This is a genomic window from Micromonospora sp. WMMD882, assembly GCF_027497255.1.
Taxonomy (GTDB): domain Bacteria; phylum Actinomycetota; class Actinomycetes; order Mycobacteriales; family Micromonosporaceae; genus Micromonospora.
Genome location: NZ_CP114903.1, coordinates 651788 through 678307, shown reverse-complemented (window position 1 = coordinate 678307; position 26520 = coordinate 651788). Strand labels below are relative to the sequence as shown.

The following is a 26520-nucleotide window of genomic DNA, read 5'->3' as shown; positions in this document are numbered from 1 at the left end:
ACCCACCAGGTCCGCCACCGGTGGATCCGGGCCCTGAGGGTTGACTGGTCTAGACCGCCCGGGTAGCGTTCGGAACACTATTCCAAAGCCCACAATCCCGTCTAGCCCGCAGCGGAGTCACCAGCCGCGTCACGCGGGACGTGACGATCCCCCCAGAGGTCGCGGAATTCCTGAAGGAGTGGCAGCTCATGAGATACGGAAAGTTCAAGCGGCTGACCGCCGTCGCCGCGGTCTCGACGTTGGCCCTCACGGCCGCCGCCTGCGGTGGATCGGGCGGGGCGGCCGACAACGACAAGACGCTGGTGCTGTGGCACATGGAGCAGCCGCCGAACCGGGTCGCCGGGTTCCAGCAGCTCATCGACGCCTACAACGCCACCGACCCGGAGTACGAGGTCCAGGCGCAGGTGCAGGACTGGAACCAGATCTACACCAAGATCTCCGGCGCCGTGCAGTCGGACACCCAGCCCGACATCCTCTTCACCATTCCCGACTTCACCACCTACGTGCGTCCGATCGGCGGGGTCCGGCCGGTGACGTCGCTCGTGGAGGAGCTCGACCAGCAGCACGACTTCGGCGAGGCGGCCACCGCGCCGTACCGGGACGACGACGAGTACTGGGCCGTGCCGCTGTTCGGCATGGTGCAGATGCTGTGGTACCGCGCCGACCTGCTCCAGGCGGCCGGCATCTCCGAGCCGCCGCGGACCCACGCCGAGCTGCTGGCCGCGGCCGAGCGGCTGAACACCGGCGACCAGAGCGGGATCGCCCTGCCGGCCGGTCGCAACCTCGCCACCGACCAGGTCCTCTACAGCCTGATGCTGACCGCCGGCGCGGGGAACATCTTCACCGAGTCCGGTGAGGTCAACTTCAACACCCCGGAGACGGTCCGGGCGCTCACCCTCTACCGGGACCTGCTGAAGTTCTCGCCGAGCGACAGCGGCAACTACTCCTGGGGCGAGCCGCAGGCCGCGTTCAACAGCGGCGCGGCGGCGATGGCGATCGAGAAGGGGCAGTACCTGGCCCCGTTCGAGCAGGAGTCCGGCCGCCCCGCCAGCGACCTGGGCTGCGCGCCGATCCCGGCGGCGGAGTCCGGCGGCCAGCCCGGCAGCATCTACTACTCCAACGCCGCGATGATCATGTCGAACGACGACGCGAAGGCCGCCGGCGCGGAGGAGTTCCTGAAGTTCGTCCTCCAGCCGGAGAACTACGGCACCCTGCTCAACGCCGAGCCGGGTCTGTTCCTCCCGCTGACCGCCGACGGCGCCACGGCCGAGTCGTGGACCAGCAACGAGGTCGTCCAGAAGTACCGCTCCTGCGTCGACGCGATGTTGAAGCAGTCGGAGACGGGCGCGCTGTTCGGCTTCACCGACGGCCAGTACATCGACACCGTCGGCAAGATCTCCGGCCAGAACGTGCTGGCCCAGGTCGTGCAGCGGATGTACAGCACCGGTGAGTCGCCCGAGGCGGCGGCCCGCTGGGGCCAAGAGCGGATGCAGGCGGCGATCGCTGAATGAGCGCGCCCGCCGCGCCGGCGTCGGGCCCGGAGGGCATCCTCCGGGCCCGGCCCCCGGGCGCTCCGACCCCGGCGGCGGGCCGCACCCGCCGCCGTCCGTGGACCTTCCACCTGCTCGGGTACGCCCTCGTCGCGCCGCTCGGGCTGCTGATGCTCGCCGTGATCGGCTATCCGCTGCTCAACACCGTGCTGCTGAGTCTGCAGGACCAGGGCGTGGTGGGCAGCGACTCGACCTTCGTCGGCATCGACAACTACACCCAGGCGCTCGGCGACGGCGCGTTCTGGGGGTCCATCGGCCGCTCGGGGATCTGGCTCTTCGGCAACCTCCTGGTGCAGACGCTGATGGCCTTCGGCACCGCGCTGATCATCGGAGGGCGTAGCCGCTGGTCCCGGGCCTCCCGGACCTGGATCCTCTTCCCCTGGGTGATCCCGACCGTCGCGGTCGCGGTCATCTGGCAGTGGATGAGCAACAGCAACTACGGCATCCTGCCGAAGATCGCCGGCGCGGTCGGCATCGACGGTCTCGGCAGCCCGTTCGGTGACAGCGCCCTGGCGTTGCCGGCCCTGATCCTGATGAACAGTTGGCACTGGTTCCCGCTCGGCGCGGTCGTCATCTTCGGCGCGCTGCAGACCATCCCGGACGAGATCTACGAGGCCGCCCGGGTGGACGGCGCGAACTCGTGGCGGATGTTCTGGAAGATCACTTTCCCGCTGCTGCAACCGGTGCTCTTCGCCCTCGGCCTGGTCGGGTCGCTCTGGTCGTTCAACATCGTCGACTCGATCTACCTGGTGACCAAGGGCGGGCCCGCCGACGCGTCGCTGACCGCGCCGGTGTTCATCTACAACAAGGCGTTCAACCAGTTCCAGGCCAGTGACGCCGCCGCCGCCAGCGTGGTCACCATCATCCTGCTGGCCGCCGTCGCCGCCGTCTACATCCGGGCCGCGAGGCCGAAGGAGGACCAGTGACGTCCCGCCTGCCCTGGGCGCGGCTGCCGCGCCTGGTCACCTGGACCCTGCTCACCCTGGTCGTGATCGGCCCCCTCTACTGGGTCACGATCTCGTCGTTCAAGGACCGCGAGGAGATCCTGCGGTCGACGCCGACCCTGGTGCCGGTGAACCCGACGCTGGACAACTTCCGGCAGCTCTTCACCGCCACCGACTACCCGAGCTACCTGACCAACAGCTTCGCCGTCGCGTTGCTCACCGCGCTGTTCACGGTGCTGGTGTCGTTCGCGGCGGCGTACGGGCTCTACCGGTTGCGCGTGCCGGGCGGCAACAAGCTGGCCGGGCTGATCCTGGTCGCGTACATGATCCCCGGGACCCTGCTGCTGGTGCCGCTCTACCAGACGTTCGCGGCGGTGGAGCTGATCGACACCCGCAACGCGCTGGTGATCGTGAACGTGGCGTTCACCGCGCCGTTCTGCACCTGGCTGCTGCGCGGCTTCTTCATGGCGATCCCCCGGGACATCGACGAGGCCGCCGCGGTCGACGGCGCCGGGCCGGTCCGGATGATGCTGCGGATCGTCCTGCCGCTGCTCGCGCCGGGGATCGCCACCGTCGCCGTCTACGCCTTCGTCTTCTCCTGGACGGAGTTCGTGTTCGCCTCGCAGCTCGTCGTCAGCGACCAGCTCAAGACCCTGCCCATCGGGCTCAGCGCGATCATGGGCCAGTACACCGTGAACTGGGGCCTGCTGATGGCCGGCACGGTCTGCACGATCATCCCCGCCATCGTCCCGTTCCTCTTCGCCGGGCGTTACTTCGTCGGTGGCCTGACCACGGGAGCGCTCAAGTGACCGCACCACGACCCACGTCCACCGTCGAGCAGTCGACCGCCGCCGACCCGGCGGACCGGTCGGCGGCGGACGTCACCGCCGCCGGCTACACCGCCGGGGTCCAGTCCGTGCTCGCCGACGCGCTGCGCGCGGAGCTCCCGGCGGTACGCCGGGCGGCGGAGCTGGTCGCCCGCGCGTTCGCCGCGGAGGGCCTGTTCTACGTCTTCGGCAGCGGGCACTCGCACATGTTCGGCGAGGAGGCGTTCTACCGGGCCGGCGGCGCGGTACGGGTCTGCCCGATCCTCAAGCCGGCGCACATGCTGCACGAGGGCGCCGTGCACAGCACCGTGCTGGAGCGGCAGAGCGGCCACGCCGAGCCGCTGCTCGACGGGTACCGGCTGGACCCGGCCCGCGACGTCATGCTCGTCGTCTCCAACTCGGGCGCGAACGCGTTCCCGGTGGAGGTGGCCCAGGCGGTGAAGGCGCGCGGCCTGCCGCTGATCGCGATCACCTCCCGCCGGTACGCCTCGTCGATCGAGCGTTCCGGGCCGCGCCTGCACGACATCGCGGACGTGGTGATCGACAACCACTGCCCGCCCGGTGACGCGCTCGTGCCGCTCGGGCCGGGCCTGCCCTCCGCCGGCCCGGCGTCCACCGTGGTCGGGATGACCCTGCTCGACGCGATCATCGTCGAGGCGTTCGGCATCCAGCTCCGACGCGGTGAGACACCCGAGGTGTTCATGAGCGCCAACATGCCCGGCGCGGCCGAGCACAACGCCGCCTCGGCCCGCCGGCTGTCCCACCTCGTCCCGCACCTGTAGCGAAGGAGAACCACCGTGAAGATCAGCTTTGAGGTCTGGCCGAACATGCCGTGGGGACGCCTGGAGGCGGCCGGCCCGGCCTGGAACTCCTGGGGGGACAAGTCGGCGGCCTGGTGCGTCGAGCAGACCGCCAAATACGGCTACGACGGCGTCGACTTCATCTTCGCGAAGCTGCTGGAGGCGCCGAAGGCCGAGTACGACCAGCAACTGCGCGACGTCCGCGCCGCCGCCGAGCGGACCGGCATCGACATCGGCTACCTCGGCCACCACACCACCTTCGTCAGCCCCCGGGAGTTCGACCGGGAACGCGGCATCGAGTCGTTCAAGAAGGCCCTCGACGCGGCGGCCGTGCTCGGCGCGAAGTCGGTCTGCACGCTGATCGGGGACGGCTACTACGACCCGCCGCTGAACGTCCTGATGACCCGCAAGGACGCCTGGCGGCAGTGCCGCGAGGCGATCACCGAGGTCTGCGCGCACGCCTCCGGTCTCGGCCTCAACGTCAGCGTCGAGCTGTTGCAGGGCACCATCCTCAACCGGGTCGAGCTGATCGAGCGGATGTTCGACGAGGTCGGCGCGAGCAACCTGCGGATGACGATGGACACCGGCGCGTTCTACGTCGCGGTGAAGCCGTTCATGAACGTCAGGCAGGCGGTCAGGCGGCTCGCGCCGTACATCGACATCGTCCAGATCAAGGACGAGGTGGGTCTGCCGACCATCGTGCACAGCAACCACATCTGGTTCGGCGGCGGGCTGGTCGACTTCCGGGAGACCTACGAGGCCCTCGCCGAGATCAACTTCGACGGGTACGTGAGCGTCGAGTGGGAGGGCTGGCAGGTCGGCGGTCCGATCGGCGTCGGCGAGCCGGCCGGCGTGGGGCTGGCCGACTTCGACCGGGTCGCCGAGGAGTCCCTCGAGTACCTGACGGAGTTCGGCTTCGTGCCCCGGCGGGGTCGTTGACCGGCCGCCCACCCGCGGCCACCCTCGTCGGTCTGGACCTGGGCACCACCGGCGTGAAGGCGGTGGTCGTCGACGCGGCCACCGGCGACACGGTGGCCCGGGCCCACCGGGACTACCCGTCGGACACCAGCCGCGCCGGGCGGCACGAACAGGACCCGGCGCGCTGGTGGACGGCGTCGGCCGACGCGCTGCGGGAGGCGCTGGTCGGCGTCGACGCCGACGCCGTCGTCGCGGTCGGCCTGAGCGGGCACATGCACGCGGCGGCGCTCTTCGACGCGCACGACCGCCCGGTACGGCCGGCGCTGACCTGGGCCGACCGGCGGGCCGCCGAGCAGGTGCGGGCGCTGCGCCGGCACGGCGCGCGGGTCGGCGAGCTGACCGGGAACCCGGTGGTGGAGGCGTTCACCGCGCCCAAGCTGGCCTGGCTCGCCGCCCACGAGCCCGACGCGGTACGCCGGGCCGTGCGGCTGGTCCAACCGAAGGACGTGCTCCGGCACCACCTCACCGGCGACTGGGGCACCGACCACACCGACGCCGCCGGCACCCTGCTGTACGACGTACGCCGGCGGCGGTGGGCGCCCGAGCTGTGGGCGCTGTGCGGGGCCGACGAACGGCTCGCCCCGACCGTCTCCGACCCGACGGAGATCGTCGGCACGGTGCTGCCGGCGGCGGCCGGGGCGACCGGGCTGCGGGCCGGCACCCCGGTGGTCGCCGGAGCGGGCGACGTCTCCTGCGCGGCGCTCGGCGCCGGCGCGGTGACCAGCGGCCGGGTCTACGTCAACGTCGGCACCGCCGCGCAGATCGTCACCCCGGTGGACGCGCCGCACGGCGACGTCGACCGGTTCGTCTTCGCCCGCGCCGGCCAGGACGGCTTCCTCGGGATGGTCTCCTCGTACGCCGCGGGTCTGGCGATCCGCTGGTGCGAGCGGAACCTGCTGCCCGGCGGCTCGGGCCAGGCCGGCGGCGACACCGACGGGACGGCGGACCGGCTGGCCCGCGACAGCGGGCCGGGCGCGCGCGGGCTGACCTTCCTGCCGTACCTGCTCGGCGCGAGCGCCCCGGTCCACGACCCGGACGTGCGGGCCGCGCTGCTCGGCGCCGGCCCGGAGCACGGCCCGGCCGACGTCGCCCGCGCCGCGTTGGAAGGCGTCGCGTACGCCTCCGCCGCCGCCGTGGAGCAGCTTCTCGGCGGCGCGCAGGCGGTGACCGGGATCCGGGTCGGTGGCGGGGTGACCCGGTCGGCGCTGTGGTGCGAGGCGTTCGCCGCCATGTTCGACGTTCCGGTGTCGCGACTGCGCCAGGACGCCTCGCCGCGCGGCGCCGTCGCGCTGGCCGGGCTCGGCGCCGGGGTGTGGCCGGACGTCGCGACCGCGTGCGACGCCCTCGACGACAGCGAGCCGCTGCCCAGCATGGACCGACGCCGGGCCGGCTACCGCCGGGCCCGCCGACGCTACGACGCCGCCGCGACCGCGATCGCCGCGCTCCCCCGTGACCCCGCCCTCCCCGACGACGACGGAGCAGACCGATGAAGGACCCCACCGGCCGGACCCTCGCGGCCCGACTGGATCCCGACGCGATCGTCGCGGAGGCGGCCCGACTCATCGCGATCGAGGGCCACCAGGACCATCCGGCGGAGGAACGCGCCGTCGCCGAGCACGTCGCCGACCGGCTACGCGCCTGCGGGGCGGACGTCGAGCTGCGACCGGTGACCGGCGACCGGGTCAACGTGGTCGCCCGGCTGCGCGGCGGCCGACCCGGCCCGACGCTGATGCTCAACGCGCACCTGGACACCGTGCCGCCGTACGGGATGACCGACGGCCTGCGGCCCCGGATCGCCGACGGCAAGCTGTGGGGTCGGGGCGCGGCCGACATGAAGGGCGCCCTGGCGGCGATGATCGCCGTCGTCGAGCTGCTCGCCGGGGCGGACCTCGACTTCGCCGGGGAGTTGCTGCTCACCGGCGTCGCCGGGGAGGAGAACGGCAGCCCCGGCATGCGGGCGCTGGTCGAGGCGGGCGTCACCGCCGACTTCGCGATCGTGGGCGAGCCGACGTCGCTGCGGGTCGGACGGGCGCACAAGGGCGCGATGTGGGCGCAGGTGGCCTTCCGGGGGGTCGCCACCCACGGCAGCGTCCCCCGGGACGGGATCAACGCCGTCTACCACGCGGCGCGGTTCATCACCGCCGTCGAGCGGGACCTGACCGCCGCCCTGGACCAGCGCCGTCACCCGCTGCTCGGCACGGCGACCGTCAACGTGGGAGTGGTCGCCGGGGGCGACCGCCCGCCCATGGTGCCCGCGTCCTGCGTCGTCGCTCTCGACCGCCGCTGGCTGCCCTCGGAGCGGCACGACGAGGTGCTGGCCGAGCTGCGGGAGGTCGTCGCCGGGCTGCGCCGCGCAGACCCGGCCGTCGACGCGACGGTCGAGGAGATGGCCGGCACGGCGACCTTCGTGCACGCCCCGCTCGACTGCCCGCCGGAGCACCCGTACCTGCGGATGCTCTGCGACGTCGCGCCGGACCCGGAGCCGGTGGGGTTGCAGTTCTGGACCGACGGCGCGCTGCTGGCCGCCGCCGGCACCCCGGCGGTCGTGTGTGGACCGGGTGACATCGCCCAGGCGCACTCGTTGCGGGAGTGGGTCGCCCTCGACCAGCTCCACGGCGCGGCCGAGGTCTACCTTGCAATGGCGGAGCGGATGCTCTCGGTGCGCCCGCGCCACGCCGACGCCGAGGTAGTAGAGGTATGAGCATGCCCAACATCGAACGGGGACCCGACGGCCTGCGGGCGGTGGAGCGGGCCGTCGCCGTGCTCCACGCGCTCGCCGACTGCCCGCAGGGCGCCGCGCTGACCGAGCTCGGCAAGGCCACCGGGATCCCCACCACCACGCTGCACCGGATCCTCGGCGTGCTGCGCGGCATCGCCCTGGTCCGGGAGACCGCCGACGGCCGGTACGCGCTGGCCGCCGGGACCCTCACCCTCGCCCGCGCCTACCTGGACGGGCTGGACCTGCGCCAGGAGGCGCTCGCGGTGATGCGGCCGTTGGCCGAACGGCTCGGCGAGACCAGCCACCTCGGCGTGCTCGCGTTGACCCACATCGTCTACATCGAGAAGATCGACAGCCCGAAGCCGGTACGGATGCACAGCCGGGTCGGTCAGACCAACCCGGCGCTGACCACCGCGATCGGTCGCGCCATCCTCGCCCACTCGCCCCGGCACGTCGTCGACGAGGTGGCGCTGGCGCACGGCCGGCTCACCGGCGAGCCGGTCCCCCGCGCCGACCTCGACGCGCTGCTGGCCCGGGTACGCGCCGACGGCTACGCCTGCGACCTGCAGGAGAACGAGCTCGGCATCTCCTGCGTGGCGGCCCCGATCTTCGACCACACCGGACACGTCGTCGCCGGCCTGAGCGTCTCCGCGCCCGCCGCGCGGTTCGACGCGGTGGGGGTGGCCCGGCTCGGCCCGCAGGTCGCCGCCGCCGCCGCCGACGTCTCCGGCCAGCTCGGCTGGACCACGGGCCCGGTCGCCGAGGTCCCGGCCCCGCCCCGGGCTCCCCGGACGCCCACCCAGACCCGGGGGTCCGGATGAGGGAGCCCACCGTCGGCTGTGTCCGGTGCGGGCACGGCACGACGTACCCCGCGTACCGCTGCCCGGTCTGCGCGTCCCCGCTCGTGCTCGACCTGACGCCGGTCACCGCCGCGGGCTGCCGCCCCACCACGGGTCGGGGCATCTGGCGGCACGCCGGCCTGCTGCCCCGCACCGGGCACGCCGTGACCCTCGGCGAGGGCTCGACGCCGCTGCTGCCGCTGCGACGCGACGGCGCGACGGTCCACGCGAAACTGGAGTCGGTCAACCCGTCACTGTCGTTCAAGGACCGGGCGATGGCGTTGGCCGCGTCGGCGGCGCTCGACCTCGGGTCGACGGGCCTGGTCCTGGCCTCGACCGGCAACGCCGCCGTCTCGGCCGCCACCTACGCCGCCGCCGCCGGGCTGCGCTGCCGGGTCTTCTGCGCGACCGGCTCGAACGCCGGCGGCAAGCTCGACGTCGCCCGCGCGCACGGGGCCGAGATCCGGCTGGTGCCCGGCCACTACAGCGACGCGTACGAGGCGGCGACCCGCGCCGAGGGCGACGGCTGGCTCAACGTCACCACCACCTACCGGAACCCGCTGCTGACCGAGGCGTACCGGCCGGTCGCCGCCGAGCTGGTCGACGACCTCGGCGGCGTGCCCGACGTGGTGGTGGTGCCGGTCGGCGCGGGCCCGCTGCTGCGGGGCGTCTGGCTCGGCTTCACCGACCTGCGCGCCGCCGGCCGCACCGGCACCGTCCCCCGGATGGTGGGCGTGCAGGCCGACGCCTGTGCGCCGCTCGCCCACGCCTGGGGCGCCGGCGACCGGGACGCCGGGGAGTGGGCGACCGCGCTGCGCGAGCCGGTCGAGGTGCGCCCGACCGCCGCCGCGGCCATCGCGGACGCGCTGCGCGGCTACGCCGACGAGGGCCTGCTGACCCTCGACGCGGTACGGCGCAGCGGCGGGGAGGTCGTCGCCGTCGGCGAGCCGGCGATCGCCTCGGCCGGACACGAGCTGGCCCGGCAGGGGCTGTTCGTGGAGCCGGCCGCCGCCGCCGCCCTGGCCGCCCTGGAGACCTCCGCCGTCGCCGCCTCCGCCACCGGCCCGTTCGGGGTGGTCGCGGTGCTCACCGGGCACGGCGCCAAGGAACCGTCCACCCGCACCGATGGGAGCACCCCGTGACCGGAGCAGCCGACCGGACGACCGGACCGACCGTGGCCATCGCCGGGGTGGGACGCTTCGGTGCCCTGCACGCCCGCGCCTGGGCCGAGGCCGGCGCCCGGATCGTCGGCCTGGTGGACCCGGACGCCGACCGGCTGGCCGGGACGGCCCGCGCCCACCGGGTCGAGCGGACCGGAACCGACCTCGCCGCCCTGCTCGACCAGGTCCGGCCGGACATCGTGGTGGTCGCCTCCGACGAGGCGTCCCACGCCGGGCTGGCGGTGACCGCGCTGACCGCCGGATGCCACGTCTTCGTCGAGAAGCCGCTGGCGCTCTCCGCCGCCGACGCGTGGCGGATCGCCGACACCGCGCGGGCCCACGACCGGCAGGTGGTGGCCGGGCACATCTCCCGGTTCACCGCCCAGATGAGCCGGATGCGGGCCGGGGTGGAACGCGGCGCGGTGGGCCGGCTCTGCGCGTTGCGGCTGCGCCGCGACTTCAGCCGGGCCTGGTTCCTCAGCTTCGGCGACCGGGTCGACCCGGTCTGGGAGTCCTGCGTCCACGACATCGACCTGGCGATCTCGTTCGCCCGCGCCCGGGTCCGCCGGGTGATGGCGATGCGCAGCGCCGCCGCCGGTGACGCCGCGCCCAGCGTGGTCAGCGCGCTGCTCGAGTTCGACAACGGCGTGATCGCCACCGTCGAGTCCGCCTGGCTCGTGCCGGCGGCGGGACCGGGCACCCTGGACGACGGGCCGCTGGACCTCGACGGGGCGATCGTCGGCGAGGCCGAGGTGCTGGGTCTGGACGGGATCCTGAAGCAGCGGCTGGTCAGCGACGCGCTGGTGGAGTGGACGACGGCCGGCGTCCAGGTGCCCGACCTGTCGCTGTGGCCGGAGGAGGACGGGCTGGTCGGCGGGGCGCTGCGCCGCGAGATCGGCTACGCCCTCGCGGTCTTCACCGGCCGGCGGGAGCCCGACCTGATGCCGCTGGAGCAGGCCTGCTGGGGCGTCGAGGCGGCCGAGGCCATCGTCGAGTCGCTGCGCGTCGGCGCCCCGGTGCAGACCGCCCGACGCTGACCGGGGCCGGCCCGGCCCCGGGTAGGGGTGTCCGGGCCGGTCACGGCGATCGACTCACCCCTGCCGTACCCCGTCGATGCGTACCGGCGAGGCCGTGCCGTCGCGCAACGCTGCCGGCAGCAGGTCCTGCGGCCAGTTCTGGAAGGCGACCGGACGCAGCCAGCGGCGTACCGCCGTCGCGCCGACGGAGGTGTGCAGGGGCGCGGTCGTGGCCGGGTACGGGCCGCCGTGGTGCATCCCCCAGGTGACCGCCACGCCGGTGGGCCAGCCGTTCCACACCAGACGACCGGCGCGGTCCTGCAGCAGCGGCAGCAGACCGGCGAGCTCCGGCTCGTCGCCCCGGGCGAAGACGCCGGCGGTGAGCGAGGCGGGCAGCGCCCCGGCCGCCGCCCGCAGCTCGCCGGCGTCGGCGTACTCCACCACCAGCGACGCCGGCCCGAACGCCTCTTCGAGCAGCTCGGTGGCGTGGTCGAGCAGGGTCGGCACGTCGGCGCCGAGCAGCAGCGGTCGGGGTTCCGCCCCGGACGGGGCGGGGGTGAGCGTCCGTACGCCCGGCACCGCGCGCAGCCGCGCCACGACCGTGTGGAAGCCCTCCTCGATCCGCTCCCCCAGCATCCGGCCGAGCCGTACGTCGGCGCAGTGGTCGGCGGCGAGCCTGGCGATCGGCGAGCCCGCCGGCACGAACAGCAGGCCGGGCTTGGTGCAGAACTGTCCGACGCCGAGCGTGTAGCTGGCGACGAATCCGCTGGCGATCTCCTCGGCGCGCTCGTCCGCCGCCGCGCCGGTCACGAACACCGGGTTGAGACTGCCGAGCTCGCCGTAGAACGGCACCGGGTCCGGGCGGGCGGACGCCAGGTCGAACAGCGCCCGGCCGCCCGCGAGGGAGCCGGTGAAGCCGACCGCCCGCACCCGGGGGTCGGTCACCAGCCGGCGGCCGGTCTCCGTGCCGTACGCCAGGGCGAACGCGCCGGCGGGCGCGCCGGCCCCGCGCAGGGCGTCGACGACCACCTCCGCCGTGGCCGCCGACAGGGCCGGGTGACCGGGGTGGGCCTTGACGACGACCGGGCAGCCGGCGGCCAGGGCGGACGCGGTGTCCCCACCGGCGACGCTGAAGGCGAAGGGGAAGTTGCTGGCCGCGAAGACGGCGACCGGGCCGAGCGGCATCAGCGTCCGCCGGACCTCGGGCCTCGGCGGCGTCGCGCCCGGATCGGCGTTGTCGATCATCGCCTCCAGGAAGGACCCCTCCCGGCAGACGTCGGCGAACAGCCGCAGTTGCCCGGTCGTGCGGGCCACCTCGCCGGTCAGCCGACCCGCCGGGATGGCGGTCTCGCGTTCCGCGATCGGGATCAGCCGCTCCGCGGCGGCGTCGAGGGCGTCGGCCACCGCGACCAGCCACCGGGCCCGCTCGTCCGGCGGGGCCACGCCCATCGCCGGGGCGGCGGCCACCGCCGCGTCCAGGATCACGTCCAGCTCCGACGTCGTGCTGTCCCCGGTCATGCGCGCCCCCGTCCCGTGGCGTCGTCCCGCAGCCAGGTGAAGGCCGCGACGCCCCGCGCCACATGGTTACGCAACCGGCCCACCTCGGCGATGTCGATTTCCACGATGTCGTCCTCCCGGAGGGTGAAGTCGAGCTCCGGCACCAGCCCGGTGCCGGTGCTCAGGACCACCCCGTCGGGGTAGGTGTCCTGCCGGTAGAGCCACGACAGCAGCTCCGTCGGCGGCCGGCGCAACTGGGCCGTGGAGGTGGCCTCCGACCAGACCGGCCGCCCGTCGCGCAGCACCGTGCAGGACACCGCCAGGTCGTCCGGTCGGTCGACCTCCCACGCCGGGCGGATCCCCGGAGAGATGGCGCAGGACCCCGCGTACACCTTCGCCTGCGGCAGGTAGAGCGGGTTCTCCCCCTCGATGCTGCGGGAGGTGACGTCGTTGACGACCGTGTAGCCGACCAGCTCGCCGGCCGCGTTCGCCACCACGCCCAGCTCGGCCTCCGGCAGGTTCAGCGCCGAGTCCTCGCGGACGCCGATGGGCTCCCCGTCGGTCACCACCCGCCAGGCCACCGACTTCAGGAACAGCTCGGGCCGCTCGGCGTCGTACAGGCGCGCGTAGACGTCGGCGGCGGCGCTCTCCTCCATCCGGGCCTGCCGGGACCGCTGGTAGGTGACGCCCCCGCCCCACACCTCGGTCCGGCCGTCCACCGGCGGCAGCAGGCGCACGTCCGGCGGCGCCGGCCGGTCGGCCGCCGTCACCGCCTCGCGCAGCTCGGCCAGGGGGACCCGCAGCGCGGCGGCCAGGGACGGGAAGGGCAGTTGCCGCAGGGCGCCGTCGTCGTCCCGGACGGCGACGCCGGCGGCGCTCCCGTCCGCCGATGTGTAGCGCACGATGTGCATGTTCTCTCTCCGTTCGTTGGCCGAGCAGGTGCCGGGTCGCCGTCTCGCCGGCACGCGGTCGGGCGGCCGGTCCGACCGGGCCGCTGGGGTACGTCGCCGTCAGTCGCCCGGACGGACGACGGCCTTGAGCGTCCGGGGGTCGGTGGTGGCGGTCAACGCCGCCTCGACGTCGTCGAGGCCGTACCGACCGGTGACCATCGAGTCGAGGTCCACCCGGCCGGACGCGGCGAGCTCGATCGCCAGCGGCCAGGTGTTGGCGTACCGGAAGACGCCGGTCAGGATCAGTTCCCGGTTCTGGATCCGGGACACCGGCAGGGTCACGTCGTCCGCGCCCATGCCGACCAGGACGACCCGGCCGGCCGGTCGGACCGCCAGCACCCCGTCCCGGACCGCCGCCTCCGCGCCGCTGGCGTCGATGAACGCGTCGACCTCCAGACCGAGCGTCGCGATGTCCTCGGCGGCCGGGTCGACGACCCGGCTGGCCCCGTAGCGCAGCGCCGCCTCCCGACGGCCGGCGGAGACGTCCGAGACGATCACCTCGCTGGCCCCGAAGGCCCGCGCCACCTGCGTGATGATCACGCCGACCGGTCCCGCGCCGGCGACCAGGACGCGTGAGCCCGGCGCGGTGCCGGCCTTCTGGTTGCTCCAGATGCCCACCGACAGCGGCTCGCAGAGGGCCGCCGCCTCCAGGCTCATCGAGTCGGGGACGGGGAACGCGTAGTCCGCCTGGATCGCCTGGTACTCGGCGAACGCGCCGTCGATCGGTGGCGTCGCGTAGAACTCGATGGCCGGGCAGAGGTTGTACCGGCCGTGTCTGCACTGCTCGCACACCCGGCACGCGCGCTGCGGCTCGATCGCGACCCGCCGGCCGACGCGGTCCGGCGACACGCCGGCGCCGACCGCGACGATGACGCCGGCCGCCTCGTGGCCCAGGATCATCGGCGAGTCCAGCACGAAGTCGCCGATCCGGCCGTGCTGGAAGTAGTGCACGTCCGACCCGCACACCCCGACCGAGGCGATACGCACCAGCACCTGGTCCGCGGCGGGTTCCGGGATCCGTACCTCGTCCACCCGGAGGCGGCCCTGCTCCACCAGTACGCTGGCCCGCATCGTCTGCGTGGTCACGTCGATCTCCTGTTCTGCGAGTGGATGACGGTCTCGGCGACCGGGGAATCGGCGACGGTGACCCGGCGCACGTCGCCGGCGGGCGCGGCGGCCCGGGTCGTGCCGGCGGGCGCGGCGGCCGTCACCCGGTCACCAGCCCCTTGTGGAGGATGACGTTGGCCCAGAGCCGCAGCTCGCCGGTGGACACCACGACGCTGGCCCCGGCGGCCAGGTCGTAGTACGCCCAGCGGTCCACCGTCCGGGGCGGCGACGGGTGGCCGACGGCCGCGAGGATGTCGTCCTGGACGGTGGGCGCGGGCGTCCGCCCGCTGTCCATGAGCACCGGGGCCAGGTCGGCGTCCAGCGGCAGGACCTCGCAGATCGCGGCGGCCACCTGGGGCACCGTCGTCCCCGGGTACTCGACGGCGCGCGGGTCGAGGCGGTGCGCCGGGAAGTTCGCGTCGGCGATCAGGACGTAGTCCGAGTGGCCCATCTCGTCGAGCCGCTTGAGCAGCTCGCCGGTGAGCAGCGGGTTGATGTTGAGCAGCATGGCGTCTCCTGGTCGCTGGTCGGGGCCCGTCGGGGCGCTACTCGCCGCGCAGGGCGCCGGCCGCGAGGCCCGACACGACCCGCTCCTGGGCCAACAGGTAGAACAGGATCGACGGGATGGTGGCCAGCGTCAGGGCCGCCATCATGCCGGGGATGTTCACGCTGAACTGGCCGTAGAACGCGTTGAGGCCCAGCGGCAGCGGATAGTTGGGCTGCGAGGAGAGCAGGACGAGCGCGAAGACGAACTCGTTCCAGACGAAGATGAACGTGATGATCCCGACGGTGGAGATCGCCGGTCCGGAGACCGGCATCACCACGTTGCGCAGGATCCGCCAGTGGCCCGCGCCGTCGATCCTCGCGGCCTCGAACAGCGCCTCGGGGATCTGCCGGAAGAAGCTGGCCAGCACGAAGACGGCCATCGGCAGGTTGAACGCGATGAACGGGCCGAACAGCGCGGCGATCGAGTCGTACATCGTCAGCTGCTGGGTCAGGACGTAGATCGGGATGAGCGTGACGTGCACCGGCACCATGATTCCGGCCAGGAACAGCAGCATCATCGGCGTGTTGAGCCGGGTGCGGAAGCGTGACAGCGGGTAGGCCGCCAGGATCGCCAGGACGACCGTTCCGGTGACGGTCACCGCGGCGATCACGATGCTGTTCACGAAGTAGCGGCCGAAGTCGGCCGAGAACAGCCCGGTGAAGTTGGCCAGGGTCAGCTCACGCGGCAGGCCGAACGGACGGTCGAGGAAGTCGCTGCGGGTCTTCAGCGAGCTCAGCGCCATGAACGCGAACGGGAACAGCGACAGCACCGCCGCGACGATCGCGACGACCAGTCGCGCGGCCCCGGACCAGCGCAGGGGCCGGCGGGGACGACGGTCCTTCGCCGGCGGCCGGCCGGTGACGGTACGGTCCACCACAGCACTGGTCATCTCAACCCCTCGTCTTCTCGGCGCCCTCGCGCCGGTTCGAGCGGGCCAGCACCACGACGGTCAGCACGAGCGTGAGCAGGAACATGACCATCGCGATCGAGCTGGCGTAGCCGAGCTGGTAGTTCGTGAAGCCCTGGCGGAACATGTAGGTGGCCAGCAGCTCGGTGGAGTTGCTCGGCCCGCCGTCGGTCATGATGTAGACCAGGTCGAACGCCTTGATGGACCCGGCCAGCGACAGGATCGCCGTGGTGAACAGCACCGGGCGCAGCAGCGGCAGCGTGACGTACCAGAACTTCTGCCAGCCGTCCGCGCCGTCCAGGGCCGCCGCCTCGTAGACCTCCGGGTCCAGTCCGACGAGCGCGGCGACGTAGATGATCATGTAGAAGGGCGCCCACTGCCAGACGTTCGCGCCGATCACCGCGGCCAGCGCGGTGCTGGTCTGGCCGAGCCAGCCCTGCGCGAGCCCGTCGAGGCCGACACCGCGCAGGAAGCCGTTGACGATTCCGTAGTCGGGGCTGTAGACGAAGCGCCAGAGGATGCCCACGGCGACCGTCGACATCAGCGTCGGCACGAAGTAGACGCCCCGCCAGAACCGCATCCCCCGCCGGGCGCTGGTGATGATGAGCGCCAGCCCCAGCCCGATGGGCAACTGGACGAAGACGCTCACCACCAGCAGGATCGCGGTGTTACCGAGCGCCCGCCAGAAGATCGGGTCGCCGAACAGCTCACGGTAGTTCGCCAGTCCCACCGGGACCGACGGGCGGCCGGGCCCCGCCCAGGACGAGAAGCTCAACACACCGGACTGCACGACCGGGTAGATCAGGAACACCGCGTACACCGCGAGCGCCGGAGCCAGGAAGGCCGCCCACTTCAGCCGTTCACTACGAATCATGGTGTGCCGAGTCCTCTCGTCCTGGGCCGCGCGCTACTGCTTGACCTGCTCGTACTTGGTCTGCAGCCGGGAGGCCGCGTCCTGCGGGCTGACGCTCAGACCGAACAGGCTCTGCACGGTCTGCAGCATCTCCGTGGTCCACTCCGGCGCGAGCACGTGGTCCGGCCACGGGGCCAGGGCGGGAGCGGCGGCGATGGCGTCGGAGACCTTCTTCACCAGCGGCTCGCTGATCTCGGTCCCCTCGTAGACCGGCACCCGGCCGAGCTCGGTGATGGCCTTGGCGGAGTCCTGGTCGACCAGGTAGTACAGCAAATCGGCCGCCTTGTCCGACTTGTCGGACTTCGCCGCCGAGTACATCGGGGCCAGGCCACCGGTCATCATGTCGCTGGTCCCCTTGGCGCCCGACCAGGCCGGCACCGTGAAGAAGTCCATCTTGGACATCATCTCGGGCGCTTCCTCCTTGGCGGAGGTGAGCGTCCAGTTGCCCATGTGGTTCATCGCGGCCTTGCCGGACCAGAACAGTTGCCGGGACTCGCCCTTGTCGTAGTCCAGGCCGTTGAAGCCCTGGTTGAACGCGCCGGCCTGGACCAGCTCGACGATCTTCTGGTGCCCCGCGACCACGCAGGGGTCGTCGAGCCGGATCTTCGGCTCGGTGCCGAGGGTGGCCCAGAAGTCCGGGCCGCAGGAGAGCGCCACCAGCTCCGACCACCACTGGCTACCGGGCCACTGGCTGGAGTTGGCCATCGCGATCGGGGTGTAGCCGGCCGCCTTGGTCTTCGCGATGACGTCGAGGAACTGCTCCCAGGTGGTGGGCGCCGACAGGTTGAGCTCGGCGAAGATGTCCTTGTTGTACCAGACCATCGACGCCTCGACCGCGGTCGCCAGCCCGTACTGCGTGCCGTCGACCTGCCCCTGCCGCAGCACCGCCGGGCCGAACACGTCGTTGAGCTTCTTCTCCCGCATCATGTCTTCGAGCGGGACGACCAGGTCGGACTTCTCGTACTCGACGAGGTCCGAGCCGCCCCAGTTGAAGAAGACGTCCGGGCCGTTGGGGGTCCCGAGGCCCACCCGCAGCTTCGTCTTGTACTGGTCGTTCGGGGTGTCGGTCAGGTTGACCTTCCACCCGGGGTTAGCCGCCTCGAACCGCTTGGCGGCGTCCGGCACCGTCGGGTTGTCCGACAGGTACCACAGGTTGAGGGTCTGGTCGCCGTCGCCGGAGTCCCCGGGACCGGAGGTCCCGCAGGCCGCCAGGGCGACCGCCATCGCGGCCGCCGTGGTGGCGACCAGAAAACGGTGAGCCTTCATGTGCTTCACTCCCTTTGTCCCATTCGTGGTCGGCGAGACGTCGTCACATCACGGCGGACAGTTGCCACGGCACGAACTCGTTCTGCCCGTAGCCGAACAACTCGCTCACCGAGCGCTGGCCGGAGGCGCAGGAGAGCATCCGCTGGAAGATCTGCTCCCCGACCTCGTCGACCGTGCTGAACCCGCTGACGATGTCGCCGCAGTTGATGTCGATGTCCTCGCGTTGCCGAAGCCACAGCTCGTTGTTGGAGGCGAGCTTGAGGGAGGGCGTCGGCTGGCAGCCGTAGGCGGACCCGCGGCCGGTGGTGAAACAGATCAGGTTCGCTCCTCCGGCGACCTGGCCCGTGGCCGAGACGGGATCGAAACCGGGCGTGTCCATGAAGACCAGCCCGTGCTCGCGCACCCGCTCGGCGTACTCGTAGACCTCCATGAGGTCGGTGCTGCCGCCCTTGGAGACGCCGCCGAGCGACTTCTCCAGGACGGTGGTCAGACCGCCGGCCTTGTTGCCGGCGGACGGGTTGTTGTTCAGCTCGGCCTGCATCCGGTCCGCGTACTCCTGCCACCAGGCGAAGCGGTCCAGCAGCCGCCGGGCGACGGCCGGGGTGTGCGCCCGGCGGGCCAGCAGGTGCTCGGCGCCGTAGATCTCCGGGGTCTCCGAGAGGATCGCGGTGCCGCCGTGCCGGACCAGCCGGTCGACGGCGGCGCCGAGCGCCGGGTTGGCGGTGATGCCGGAGTAACCGTCCGAGCCGCCGCACTGCAGGCCGACGACCAGCTCGGCGGCCGGCACCGGCGTGCGGCGCACGTCGTTCACCTCGGGCAGTAGCGACGTGACCAGCTCGATGCCCCGGCGGATGCTCCTGGCGGTGCCGCCGACGTCCTGCATGTTGAAGCTGGCCACCGGCCGGTCGACGGCGCTGAGGTCCACCTCCAGGAGATCGTCGAGCTGGTTGGTCTCGCAGCCGAGCCCGATCGCCACCACCGCCCCGAAGTTCGGGTGCTGGGCGTACCCGCGCAGCGTGCGCTGGAGGACCTTCAGGCCGAGGCCCTGCGGGTCGACGGCGCAGCCGACGCCGTGGGTGATCGGCACGACGCCGTCGACGTTCGGGTAGTCGGCCAGCGCCTCGGGGTGGATGTCGCGGCGGAAGTGGTCGGCGATCGCCCGCACCACGGTCGCCGAGCAGTTGACGCTGCTGATCAGCGCGATGTAGTTGCGGGTCGCGGCGCGACCGTCGGCCCGCCGGAGGCCGAGGAAGGTGGCCGGCGTCGGCACGTACCCGGTCGGCCGGGCGTCGACGGCGGGCGCGAGCTCCCGCTCGAACTCCACCATGCCCAGGTTGTGCACGTGCACGTGGGCCCCGGGCGCGATGTCCCGGGTCGCCACCCCGATGATCTGCCCGTACCGCAGCACGCGCTCCCCCGCCGCGATGGCCCGGGTGGCGATCTTGTGACCGGCCGGGAGCGGGTCCCGCACGGTCACGCCCTCGCCGTCGAGCCGGTCGCCCGGGGTCAGGCCGTAGCAGGCGACCACGACGTCGTCGTCCGGGTGCAACCGGATGGTGGTACGGCGGGAGCGGGCCAGCGCCACCGGCACCGTCCGGTCCGGCTGCGGGGTCGCCCCCGACACGCCGCCCGCCTGTGGGATCGCGGTCACCGCTGCTCCTCCGGTCCGGTCTGGTCCGCCGTCGCGGACACGGTCAGTCGGTACGCCGCGACGGCGCTGGTCGTGAAGACGGCCTCGTGGTCCCGCGGCGGCACCAGGGAGGTCGCGGTGGCCAGCCACGACGCGTAGTCCGCGACGGTGGTGACCACCGGCCAGTCGCTGCCCCACAGCACCCGCCCGGGGCCGAACGCGTCCAGCACGGTCTCCACGTACGGCCGCAGCGCGGCGGCGTCGACCCGGTCGCCGGCCTCGGTGAGCAGGCCGGACAGCTTGCACACCACGTTCGGCGCCTCGGCCAGCCGGCGCAGGTCCGACGCCCACGGCTCGAAGGCGTCGGCGGCGATGTCGGGCTTGGCGGCGTGGTCGACCACGATCCGCAGGCCGGGACGACGTCGGGCGACCTCCACCAGGCGACCCAGGTGCACCGGGCGCGCCAGCGCCTCGTAGACCAGGTCGGCGGACTCGATCGCGGCCAGCCCCCGGGCGACCGAGGGCGTGAGCACCCAGTCCGGGTCGTCGAGCGCCTGCAGCCAGGGGCGCAGCCCGACCAGGCGGGGCTGCGCGGCGAGGCGCTCCACCCGGGCCGCCGCGTCGTCCGCGGCGAGGTCCACCCAGCCGACCACGCCCGCCACCAGCTCCGGGCGCTCCCGGGCCACGGACAGCACGAACTCGGTCTCGGCGTCGGTCGGGGCGGCCTGGACCAGCACGCCCGCGCGGACCGGTGTCGGCACGCCGGCCGCCACCCAGTCGTCGACGGTGAAGTCCCGCCGCAGCCGGGCGTCCTCGCCGGCCAGCCAGTCGTAGTCCCCGCGGGCGATCCGCCACACGTGGAAGTGCGCGTCGATCACGTCGCCACCCCCTTGCCGCGGGCGGCGATCCAGCGCTCGGCCACCAGGCCCTGGCGGGCCAGCTCGGCCCACAGCTCCTCGGGCACCGGCAGCGCCGCCATCGCCAGCGAGTCGTCCAGCTCGGCCAGGTCGCGGGCGCCGAGCATGACGCAGGCGAAGTAGCCGCTGCCCGTGACGAACTGCAGGGCGGCGGCTTTGAGCGGCACCCCGAACCGGTCGCACACCGCCCGCAGCCGGTCGACCCGATCGCGCACCTGCGGCGGCGTCCGCTGGTAGCCGAAGTGGTCGCCGCCGGCCAGCACCCCGGAGTTGTAGACGCCGCCGGCGACGAGCTGCACGCCCCGGCGGGCGCACTCGGCGAACACCTCGTCGGAGTCGGGCTGGCTGAGCAGGGTGAACTGGTTGGCGAGCAGGGCGCAGTCCAGGTCGGTGTCGGCCAGGCAGTCACGCAGCGCCGGGATCTCGTTGACGCCGACGCCGACCGCGCGGATCACGCCGGCGTCCTTCAGCTCGGCCAGCGCCCGGTACCCGCCGGAGCGCAACTGGGCCAGGTACCCGTCGTTGCGGTCGCCGTGGGTGTCCCGGCCGATGTCGTGCACGAAGGCCACGTCGACGACGCCGACGCCGAGGCGTTGCAGGCTGTCCTCCAGCGACCGCTGGATGCCGGCGTGGCTGTAGTCGTAGACCTGGACGAAGTCGCCGGCGTTACGCCAACCGAAGGTGTCGTCCCGCTTCGGGACGCCGGGCCAGTTCCGGGGCCGCATCAGCCGGCCGACCTTGGTGCTGACCAGCATCTCCCCGTCGCCACGGACGTGGTCGAGCAGCGCGCCGACCCGCCGCTCGGCGGTCGACAGCCCGTACATCGGCGCGGTGTCGACGTACCGGATGCCCCGTTGTGCCGCGCCGCGCAGCACGGCCTGCGCCTGGTCGGCGGAGACCGGGTCGAACATGCCGCCCAGGGCGGCGGTGCCGATCCCGAACGCCGGCAGGGTCGGCGGGCCCTGCCGCCCCGCGGTCCGCTCAGACGATGACACTGCGGATCACCTCCCCACCGGCCATGGCCCGTAGTGCCTCGTTGACGTCGGCCAACCCGACCCGCCGGGTGACCAGCGCGGCGAGGTCGAGCCGGCCGGTCTCGGCCAGGTCGATCAGCCGCTGCACGTCCCGGCGCACCTGCGCGTCGCCGAACTTGCCGGCGACGACCCGCTTGCCCTCGGCGAACAGGGGCAGCGCCGGGATCTGGAGCGTCGCGTCGAAGGCGGGCATGCCGAGCATGATCACCGCGCCGCCGCGCCGGGTCAGGGTCAGCGCCTGCTGCGTGACGGCGGGCAGACCGGCGGCCTCGAAGGCGTGGTCCACGCCGCGCCCGCCGGTGGCGGCCAGGACCGCCCCGCGTACGTCGTCCGTGGTCGGGTCCAGCGCGTCGGTGGCGCCGAGCGAGAGAGCGACCTCCCGCTTCCAGCCGACCGGATCGACGGCGACGACCCGCGCCGCGCCGGCCAGCCTGGCGCCCTGCACCACGGCCTGTCCCACGCCGCCGCAGCCCAGCACCGCCACCGTGTCCCCGGCCTCGACACGGGCGCTGCGCAGCACGGCGCAGACCCCGGTGGTGACGCCGCAGCCGAGCAGCGCCAGCTGCTCGTCGGGCAGGTCCGAGCGCACCGGCACCAGGGACGCCTCGTGCACGGTCATCTGCTCGGCGAACGTGCCCAGGCCGAGGAAGCCGGTCGCGGCGCGGCCGTCCGGCAGGGTCGCCCTGGGCACGGTGACCACGTCGGCGGCGAGCTGGCACAGGTTCGACTGGCCGCGCAGGCACCAGAAGCACCGCCCGCAGGCGGGGATGAAGCTGGTGACGACCCGGTCACCGACCCGGACCAGCCGCACGTCGGCGCCCACCTCGACCACCGTCCCGGCGGCCTCGTGGCCGAGCAGGGCCGGCGCCGGGAAGGGCCGGGCCCCGTTCACCACCGACAGGTCGCTGTGGCACACCCCGGTCGCGCCCACGGAAACCACCACGTCGGACGGTCCGGGTCGGACCGGCTCGACGTCGGTCAGCTCCAGGTCGCGGTCAACGCCCACGAACACGGCTCCCCGCATGGCTCCCACCTCCTTCCGCTGCTGCTGTTCCGCGCGCGATCACGCGTACTCGGCTGTTCCGCGCGATCACGCGTACTCGACGGTGACGAAGCCCAGCTCGGCGGCGAGCTCGACCCGCAGCACCGCGGTCCCGTCGCCCAGCTCCGCCTCGACCACCCGGGCGCCCGGCCCGTCGGCGGCACGCCGGAACGTGCGGCCGGCGGGCGGCCGTACGGTGACCGTCGCCGGCTCCGCCGGGGCCGGCTGCTCGACGCCGTAGTGGTGCAGCGCCACCAGCACCCGGGACCGGTCCTGCTGGTCGTACGCGCTGAGCCAGACGTTCCTGCGGGCGGTGGCCGACAGCGTCGGCCGGTCGCCCAGCAGCCCGCGCACCAGGCTGGTGAACAGGGCACGGTTCGCCGCCGCGGGCGAGCGTTCGAGCACGAACGTGCTGTAGACGGCGACGCCCGCGCCGAGCTCGTTGCGGGTCAGCGCCGCGTGTTCGGTCTCGGTCCAGGGCGGGGCGGAGTGGATGGCCGCCCAGGACCTGTCGTTGACGCTGCCCCACCGGGGGTCGCCGTAGGGCAGGGTCAGGTGGGCGAGCCGGCGGCCGGTGGTCGCGGTGACCCGGGGCGCCGTGCACAGCGGCCTCGGCTCGTACCGCTCGCCCCACCGGTCGTTGAACGGCTGGCTGACGACGGCCTGCGGCGCGACCGCCGCGCGGACCTCGTCGTCGTCCGGGGTCAGGTAGGCGACCCGGCCGTGTTCCTCGCCGGCCAGCGCCGCCCCGAACACGTCGGCGAGCATGAAGTCGTCGTGGCGGACCCCGTCCACGCCGACCAGCGAGGTGTAGCCGCTGGCGTACAGCCGCCCGCCGCCGGTGACGTAGGCGCGGAACGCGTCGACCTCGCGGCCGGTCATCCGGGAGACGTCCGGCAGGATCACCACGCGGTAGTCCGCCAACCGGTCGAGGTCCTGTTCGGTGACGACGCCGAAGGCGACGTGCGCCTCGGTCAGCGCCTGCGCCGCGCCCCGGGCGGCGGTCACGTGCGGGAACGGGGCGCCGCCGAGCCTGGTGGGCGGTCCGGCGGGGATCCCGTTGTCGGCGAAGTCCATGAACGAGTTGTCGGAGAAGTAGACGGCGACGTCCTCCACGGGACGGCCGCCCATGTCCGGCTCGTACGGCTTGATCGCCTCGAACGCCGCGCGGATGGTGGCGAAGTTGCCGGGCTGCTCCGTGCCGGCGGGGTCGATGCCGTCGATGACGATGAACGCCGACCCGGCGGCGGTCGCGGCGAGCGCCTCCGTGGCGAGCTGCCCGGCCGTCTTGAGGGCCACGTGGTCGATCAGGTCGGTGCCGACGCTGACCATCAGCTCGCCGGGCTGGCTCGCGCTCAGGTGCTGCGCCATCTTCGTGACGACCAGGTGCTCGAACCGGTCCCCGTAGAGGTCCGCCGAGGTGTAGGTGTCCAGCCGGCCAGCGGCCAGCGGCTGCCCGCACCGCCAGCCGGAGAGCGCGTTGGCCAGGTTGTGGGTGACCACGATCTCCGGCCGCAGCTCGTGGGCCCGGTCGATGAGGATCGTGGTCCACTCCCCGATCCACCGGCGGCGCGCCTCCTGGAACGCGGCCCAGGCCGGGTCGGTCCAGTCGACCACGGTCGGCATCTCGATGCCCTCCTCGGCCCGCAGCCGGCTCCGGCAGGCCGGGCAGGAGCAGAAGGCCAGGAAGAAGATCATGTCCAGCCAGATGCCGTCGAACTCGTACCCGGAGAGGATCTCCTCCATGATCGCCAGCTCGTACGCCCGGTAGTCCGGGTTGTTCGGGCAGCAGACGCCGTAGCGGGTGAGGTCGTGCATGGGCCGGCCGGACTCCAGGTCGATCTGCGCCCAGTCCGGGTGCGTCTCGACGGCCCAGTTGTCGAAGGTGATGCTCTGGTAGGCGGCGGTCGAGATGCCCCGGGCGCGCAGCGCGTCGTTGAGCTCCCGCATCACGTCCCGGCCGGCGAGGTTGCCGTGCATCCGTCCGACGCCCGTCGGGTAGGCGCAGAGGCCGACGTGCGACTTGGCGTAGAGCATCACCGCGTTGAGGCCGGCCTCCTGGCAGCGGGCCGCGAGCCGCTCGGGGTCGTAGTCGGCCAGGAACCCCGGGTCCCAGTCGGGGATGTGCATGTCGCGTAGCAGCCGATGGGTGTTGCGCTGGAAGGTGGGCTGTTCAAGGGCCACCGCTGGCTCCCCCGCATCTGTGGACCTGTCGGGCCGCTATCGAAGCCCGTCCAATTGACCCGATGAATCGGGCTTAGGTTGGGATGCTAGGGGGATGCTTCCGGAGCAGTCAAGGCTTTCTTTTCGAACGTGTTAACTGATCGCCTCGGCGGACACCCCAGCCGAGGGCGAACCGCCCAGCCGGGCGCAAACCCTGGTGAGCTGCTGCTTTGTCCATGACGGGCGGTCGCCGTCCACTGACCGCCCGGCCAGCGACCGGCCCCCCGAGTCACACACAGTGGGCATGGTGTTGCACGCCCGCGAACTCAGGTACGGTGACCCGCACCCCGATTCATCCGACAACCTCCGTGATGAGTCACCATGTTCTCGGATGCACAGCGGAAGCGGAGGGTTCATCACGTGGCCATCACCGACGAGGCGATCGAGAAGATCAAGGCGATGATCCTCTCGGGCGAGCTGCGACCGGGCGACCGACTGCCCGTGGAGAAGGCGCTGGCGCAGCGTCTCGGCCTCTCCCGCAACTCGCTACGCGAGGCGATCCGCGCGCTCAGCGTGCTGCGCGTGCTGGAGACCCGACAGGGGGCGGGCACCTTCGTCACCAGCCTCGCGCCCGGCCTGGTGCTCGACGCGGTGAGCTTCATCGTCAACTTCCACGACCCGCACACCGCGATCGACTTCCTCGAGGTGCGCCGCGTCCTGGAGGCGGAGGCCGCCGCCCGCGCCGCCACCCGGATCACCCCCACCCAGATCGCCGAGCTGCGCGCGCTCAACGAGCGGATCCACGCCCTCGCCAGCGACGACCCTCTCGACACCGAACAACTGGTCACCGTGGACCGGCAGTTCCACGCCACGATCGCCGCCGCCTCCGGCAACCTGGCCCTCGCCGCGCTCACCGACATGCTCGGCGGACAGACCGCGCCCGCGCGCAGCCTCCGCCTCGCGGTGCACGCCAGCACCGCGGCGTCGGCCGTCACCGAACATCACGACATCATCGCCGCGCTGGCCGCCGGCAACGCCGAGCACGCCCGACTGCGGGCCGCCGTGCACATCCTCAACGTCGAGGACTGGCTACGGCAGGAGATCGACGACACCGAGCCGGGCGACGCCCGTACGGTGGGCGTCGGTGACACCGGGTCGACGTCCGACCGTCCGGCCGCCACCCGGACCCTGGTGACGCCGGCCGGCGGCGACGTCCGCCCGCCGACGCCGGTCCGCCCGGCGCCGCGACAGACCTGACGGGTACGCGACCACGACCGACCCGGGCGAGGAGGCGCGCACAGCTCCGGTGACCGGTGGGCGGGACCTACGACGACGTGACGCGCCACCACCCGGGCAGGTCAGGACCGGGCCGCCCGGACCATCCGCAGGACGCCCTGGTGGGCCGGCACGCGGCCCGCGGTGTTGACCACGGCGAGCCCGGACCCGCCGGGCAACCCCGGCCCGGCGCTCGGCACGCCCCCGACGACCAGCCGAAGTGGCCAGCCCACAGCCGCGACGACGAGCGCCGCCCGCCACCAGCGTCCGCACAGGGCGCCGAACAGGAGCAGGGTCGGGATCATCGCGACGCACCCCCGCCGGCCTACCCGTGCCCGGCGGGCAGGGGCGCCCGGATCGGGCGGCTCCGGTCTTGCGACGACCGTTGGCGCAGGGGCTGCGCGGAGCGTCGGAAGCACGCGCCGGAGACGCGGGACTA

25 protein-coding genes are annotated in these 26520 nt (G+C 73.1%); 11 read left to right on the top strand and 14 right to left on the bottom strand.

The annotated features are described in order from the left end of the window. The first annotated feature begins 188 nt into the window (after positions 1-188). From O7606_RS02885 to O7606_RS02840, 10 genes are read left to right on the top strand one after another with little or no spacing between them, the layout of a single operon-like run. Positions 189-1511: a sugar ABC transporter substrate-binding protein gene (locus O7606_RS02885; RefSeq protein WP_281597417.1), complete on the top strand. Its 1323-nt coding sequence runs from the start codon at positions 189-191 to the stop codon at positions 1509-1511. Then, positions 1508-2476: a sugar ABC transporter permease gene (locus tag O7606_RS02880; protein ID WP_281597416.1), complete on the top strand. Its 969-nt coding sequence runs from the start codon at positions 1508-1510 to the stop codon at positions 2474-2476. Before O7606_RS02885 ends, O7606_RS02880 begins: the two co-directional genes overlap by 4 nt. Next, positions 2473-3303, top strand: a complete 831-nt coding sequence (locus O7606_RS02875) for a carbohydrate ABC transporter permease (RefSeq protein WP_281597415.1) — start codon at positions 2473-2475, stop codon at positions 3301-3303. The genes O7606_RS02880 and O7606_RS02875 overlap by 4 nt, the downstream gene beginning before the upstream one ends. Beyond that, a complete protein-coding gene (locus tag O7606_RS02870; RefSeq protein ID WP_281597414.1) occupies positions 3300-4103 on the top strand; it encodes an SIS domain-containing protein in 804 nt (267 codons plus the stop codon). Before O7606_RS02875 ends, O7606_RS02870 begins: the two co-directional genes overlap by 4 nt. Before the next feature lie 15 nt (positions 4104-4118). Continuing rightward, positions 4119-5060, top strand: a complete 942-nt coding sequence (locus tag O7606_RS02865; RefSeq protein WP_281597413.1) for a sugar phosphate isomerase/epimerase family protein — start codon at positions 4119-4121, stop codon at positions 5058-5060. After that, positions 5057-6589, top strand: coding sequence for an FGGY family carbohydrate kinase (locus O7606_RS02860; RefSeq protein ID WP_281597412.1), 1533 nt, complete (start codon positions 5057-5059; stop codon positions 6587-6589). Before O7606_RS02865 ends, O7606_RS02860 begins: the two co-directional genes overlap by 4 nt. Continuing rightward, positions 6586-7800 (top strand): M20/M25/M40 family metallo-hydrolase, encoded by a 1215-nt coding sequence (locus tag O7606_RS02855; RefSeq protein WP_281597411.1) that lies wholly within the window; start codon positions 6586-6588, stop codon positions 7798-7800. The genes O7606_RS02860 and O7606_RS02855 overlap by 4 nt, the downstream gene beginning before the upstream one ends. A 2-nt stretch (positions 7801-7802) precedes the next feature. Then, positions 7803-8639 carry an IclR family transcriptional regulator gene (locus O7606_RS02850; RefSeq protein WP_281597410.1) on the top strand — a complete coding sequence of 279 codons (837 nt, stop codon included), beginning with the start codon at positions 7803-7805 and terminating at the stop codon, positions 8637-8639. Further along, positions 8636-9799: a pyridoxal-phosphate dependent enzyme gene (locus O7606_RS02845; protein WP_281597409.1), complete on the top strand. Its 1164-nt coding sequence runs from the start codon at positions 8636-8638 to the stop codon at positions 9797-9799. The genes O7606_RS02850 and O7606_RS02845 overlap by 4 nt, the downstream gene beginning before the upstream one ends. Next, positions 9796-10854: a Gfo/Idh/MocA family oxidoreductase gene (locus tag O7606_RS02840; protein ID WP_281597408.1), complete on the top strand. Its 1059-nt coding sequence runs from the start codon at positions 9796-9798 to the stop codon at positions 10852-10854. The genes O7606_RS02845 and O7606_RS02840 overlap by 4 nt, the downstream gene beginning before the upstream one ends. 54 nt (positions 10855-10908) lie before the next feature. Here the strand turns inward: O7606_RS02840 and O7606_RS02835 are convergent, their stop codons facing one another. The 13 genes from O7606_RS02835 to O7606_RS02775 form a co-directional block, all read right to left on the bottom strand. Continuing rightward, positions 10909-12351 (bottom strand): aldehyde dehydrogenase (NADP(+)), encoded by a 1443-nt coding sequence (locus O7606_RS02835; RefSeq protein ID WP_281597407.1) that lies wholly within the window; start codon positions 12349-12351, stop codon positions 10909-10911. Then, positions 12348-13232 (bottom strand): fumarylacetoacetate hydrolase family protein, encoded by an 885-nt coding sequence (locus tag O7606_RS02830; RefSeq protein ID WP_281597406.1) that lies wholly within the window; start codon positions 13230-13232, stop codon positions 12348-12350. The genes O7606_RS02835 and O7606_RS02830 overlap by 4 nt, the downstream gene beginning before the upstream one ends. 108 nt (positions 13233-13340) lie before the next feature. Further along, a complete protein-coding gene (locus O7606_RS02825; RefSeq protein WP_281597405.1) occupies positions 13341-14366 on the bottom strand; it encodes an NAD(P)-dependent alcohol dehydrogenase in 1026 nt (341 codons plus the stop codon). Further along, positions 14363-14491, bottom strand: a complete 129-nt coding sequence (locus tag O7606_RS02820) for a hypothetical protein (protein WP_281597404.1) — start codon at positions 14489-14491, stop codon at positions 14363-14365. Before O7606_RS02820 ends, O7606_RS02825 begins: the two co-directional genes overlap by 4 nt. Further along, positions 14488-14895: an RbsD/FucU family protein gene (locus tag O7606_RS02815; RefSeq protein ID WP_281597403.1), complete on the bottom strand. Its 408-nt coding sequence runs from the start codon at positions 14893-14895 to the stop codon at positions 14488-14490. Before O7606_RS02815 ends, O7606_RS02820 begins: the two co-directional genes overlap by 4 nt. A 37-nt stretch (positions 14896-14932) precedes the next feature. Next, positions 14933-15823 carry a carbohydrate ABC transporter permease gene (locus tag O7606_RS02810; protein ID WP_281597402.1) on the bottom strand — a complete coding sequence of 297 codons (891 nt, stop codon included), beginning with the start codon at positions 15821-15823 and terminating at the stop codon, positions 14933-14935. Position 15824: 1 nt separating this feature from the next. Further along, entirely contained in the window at positions 15825-16715 is an 891-nt protein-coding gene (locus tag O7606_RS02805; RefSeq protein WP_281597401.1) for a sugar ABC transporter permease, read from the bottom strand. Positions 16716-16748: 33 nt separating this feature from the next. Beyond that, complete coding sequence (locus O7606_RS02800; protein WP_281597400.1) at positions 16749-18020, bottom strand: extracellular solute-binding protein; 1272 nt, start codon at positions 18018-18020, stop codon at positions 16749-16751. Positions 18021-18063: 43 nt separating this feature from the next. Beyond that, positions 18064-19671, bottom strand: coding sequence for an altronate dehydratase family protein (locus O7606_RS02795; RefSeq protein WP_281597399.1), 1608 nt, complete (start codon positions 19669-19671; stop codon positions 18064-18066). After that, positions 19668-20528, bottom strand: a complete 861-nt coding sequence (locus tag O7606_RS02790; protein WP_281597398.1) for an amidohydrolase family protein — start codon at positions 20526-20528, stop codon at positions 19668-19670. The genes O7606_RS02795 and O7606_RS02790 overlap by 4 nt, the downstream gene beginning before the upstream one ends. Then, on the bottom strand, positions 20525-21562 hold the full coding sequence (locus O7606_RS02785) for an aldo/keto reductase (RefSeq protein WP_281597397.1): 1038 nt from the start codon (positions 21560-21562) through the stop codon (positions 20525-20527). Before O7606_RS02785 ends, O7606_RS02790 begins: the two co-directional genes overlap by 4 nt. Continuing rightward, the gene (locus tag O7606_RS02780) at positions 21549-22625 is read right to left on the bottom strand and encodes a Zn-dependent alcohol dehydrogenase (RefSeq protein ID WP_281597396.1); all 1077 of its coding nucleotides are present in this window, start codon (positions 22623-22625) and stop codon (positions 21549-21551) included. Before O7606_RS02780 ends, O7606_RS02785 begins: the two co-directional genes overlap by 14 nt. A 66-nt stretch (positions 22626-22691) precedes the next feature. Then, a complete protein-coding gene (locus O7606_RS02775; RefSeq protein ID WP_281597395.1) occupies positions 22692-24827 on the bottom strand; it encodes an alpha-amylase family protein in 2136 nt (711 codons plus the stop codon). 399 nt (positions 24828-25226) lie between these two features. On the opposite strand from O7606_RS02775, the gene O7606_RS02770 reads away from it, so the two are divergent. Continuing rightward, positions 25227-26063 (top strand): FadR/GntR family transcriptional regulator, encoded by an 837-nt coding sequence (locus O7606_RS02770; RefSeq protein WP_281597394.1) that lies wholly within the window; start codon positions 25227-25229, stop codon positions 26061-26063. Positions 26064-26164: 101 nt separating this feature from the next. Here the strand turns inward: O7606_RS02770 and O7606_RS02765 are convergent, their stop codons facing one another. After that, a complete protein-coding gene (locus O7606_RS02765) occupies positions 26165-26386 on the bottom strand; it encodes a hypothetical protein (protein ID WP_281597393.1) in 222 nt (73 codons plus the stop codon). Between the last annotated feature and the right edge of the window lie 134 nt (positions 26387-26520).

What these genes read in the sequence shown, in the direction of transcription:
- O7606_RS02880 (WP_281597416.1), top strand. Translation starts at nt 1,508, where the DNA reads ATGAGCGCGCCCGCCGCGCCGGCGTCGGGCCCGGAGGGCATCCTCCGG.
- O7606_RS02885 (WP_281597417.1), top strand. Translation starts at nt 189, where the DNA reads ATGAGATACGGAAAGTTCAAGCGGCTGACCGCCGTCGCCGCGGTCTCG.
- O7606_RS02800 (WP_281597400.1), bottom strand. Translation starts at nt 18,020, where the DNA reads ATGAAGGCTCACCGTTTTCTGGTCGCCACCACGGCGGCCGCGATGGCG.
- O7606_RS02850 (WP_281597410.1), top strand. Translation starts at nt 7,803, where the DNA reads ATGCCCAACATCGAACGGGGACCCGACGGCCTGCGGGCGGTGGAGCGG.
- O7606_RS02765 (WP_281597393.1), bottom strand. Translation starts at nt 26,386, where the DNA reads ATGATCCCGACCCTGCTCCTGTTCGGCGCCCTGTGCGGACGCTGGTGG.
- O7606_RS02855 (WP_281597411.1), top strand. Translation starts at nt 6,586, where the DNA reads ATGAAGGACCCCACCGGCCGGACCCTCGCGGCCCGACTGGATCCCGAC.
- O7606_RS02815 (WP_281597403.1), bottom strand. Translation starts at nt 14,895, where the DNA reads ATGCTGCTCAACATCAACCCGCTGCTCACCGGCGAGCTGCTCAAGCGG.
- O7606_RS02835 (WP_281597407.1), bottom strand. Translation starts at nt 12,351, where the DNA reads ATGACCGGGGACAGCACGACGTCGGAGCTGGACGTGATCCTGGACGCG.
- O7606_RS02780 (WP_281597396.1), bottom strand. Translation starts at nt 22,625, where the DNA reads ATGCGGGGAGCCGTGTTCGTGGGCGTTGACCGCGACCTGGAGCTGACC.
- O7606_RS02845 (WP_281597409.1), top strand. Translation starts at nt 8,636, where the DNA reads ATGAGGGAGCCCACCGTCGGCTGTGTCCGGTGCGGGCACGGCACGACG.
- O7606_RS02810 (WP_281597402.1), bottom strand. Translation starts at nt 15,823, where the DNA reads ATGACCAGTGCTGTGGTGGACCGTACCGTCACCGGCCGGCCGCCGGCG.
- O7606_RS02805 (WP_281597401.1), bottom strand. Translation starts at nt 16,715, where the DNA reads ATGATTCGTAGTGAACGGCTGAAGTGGGCGGCCTTCCTGGCTCCGGCG.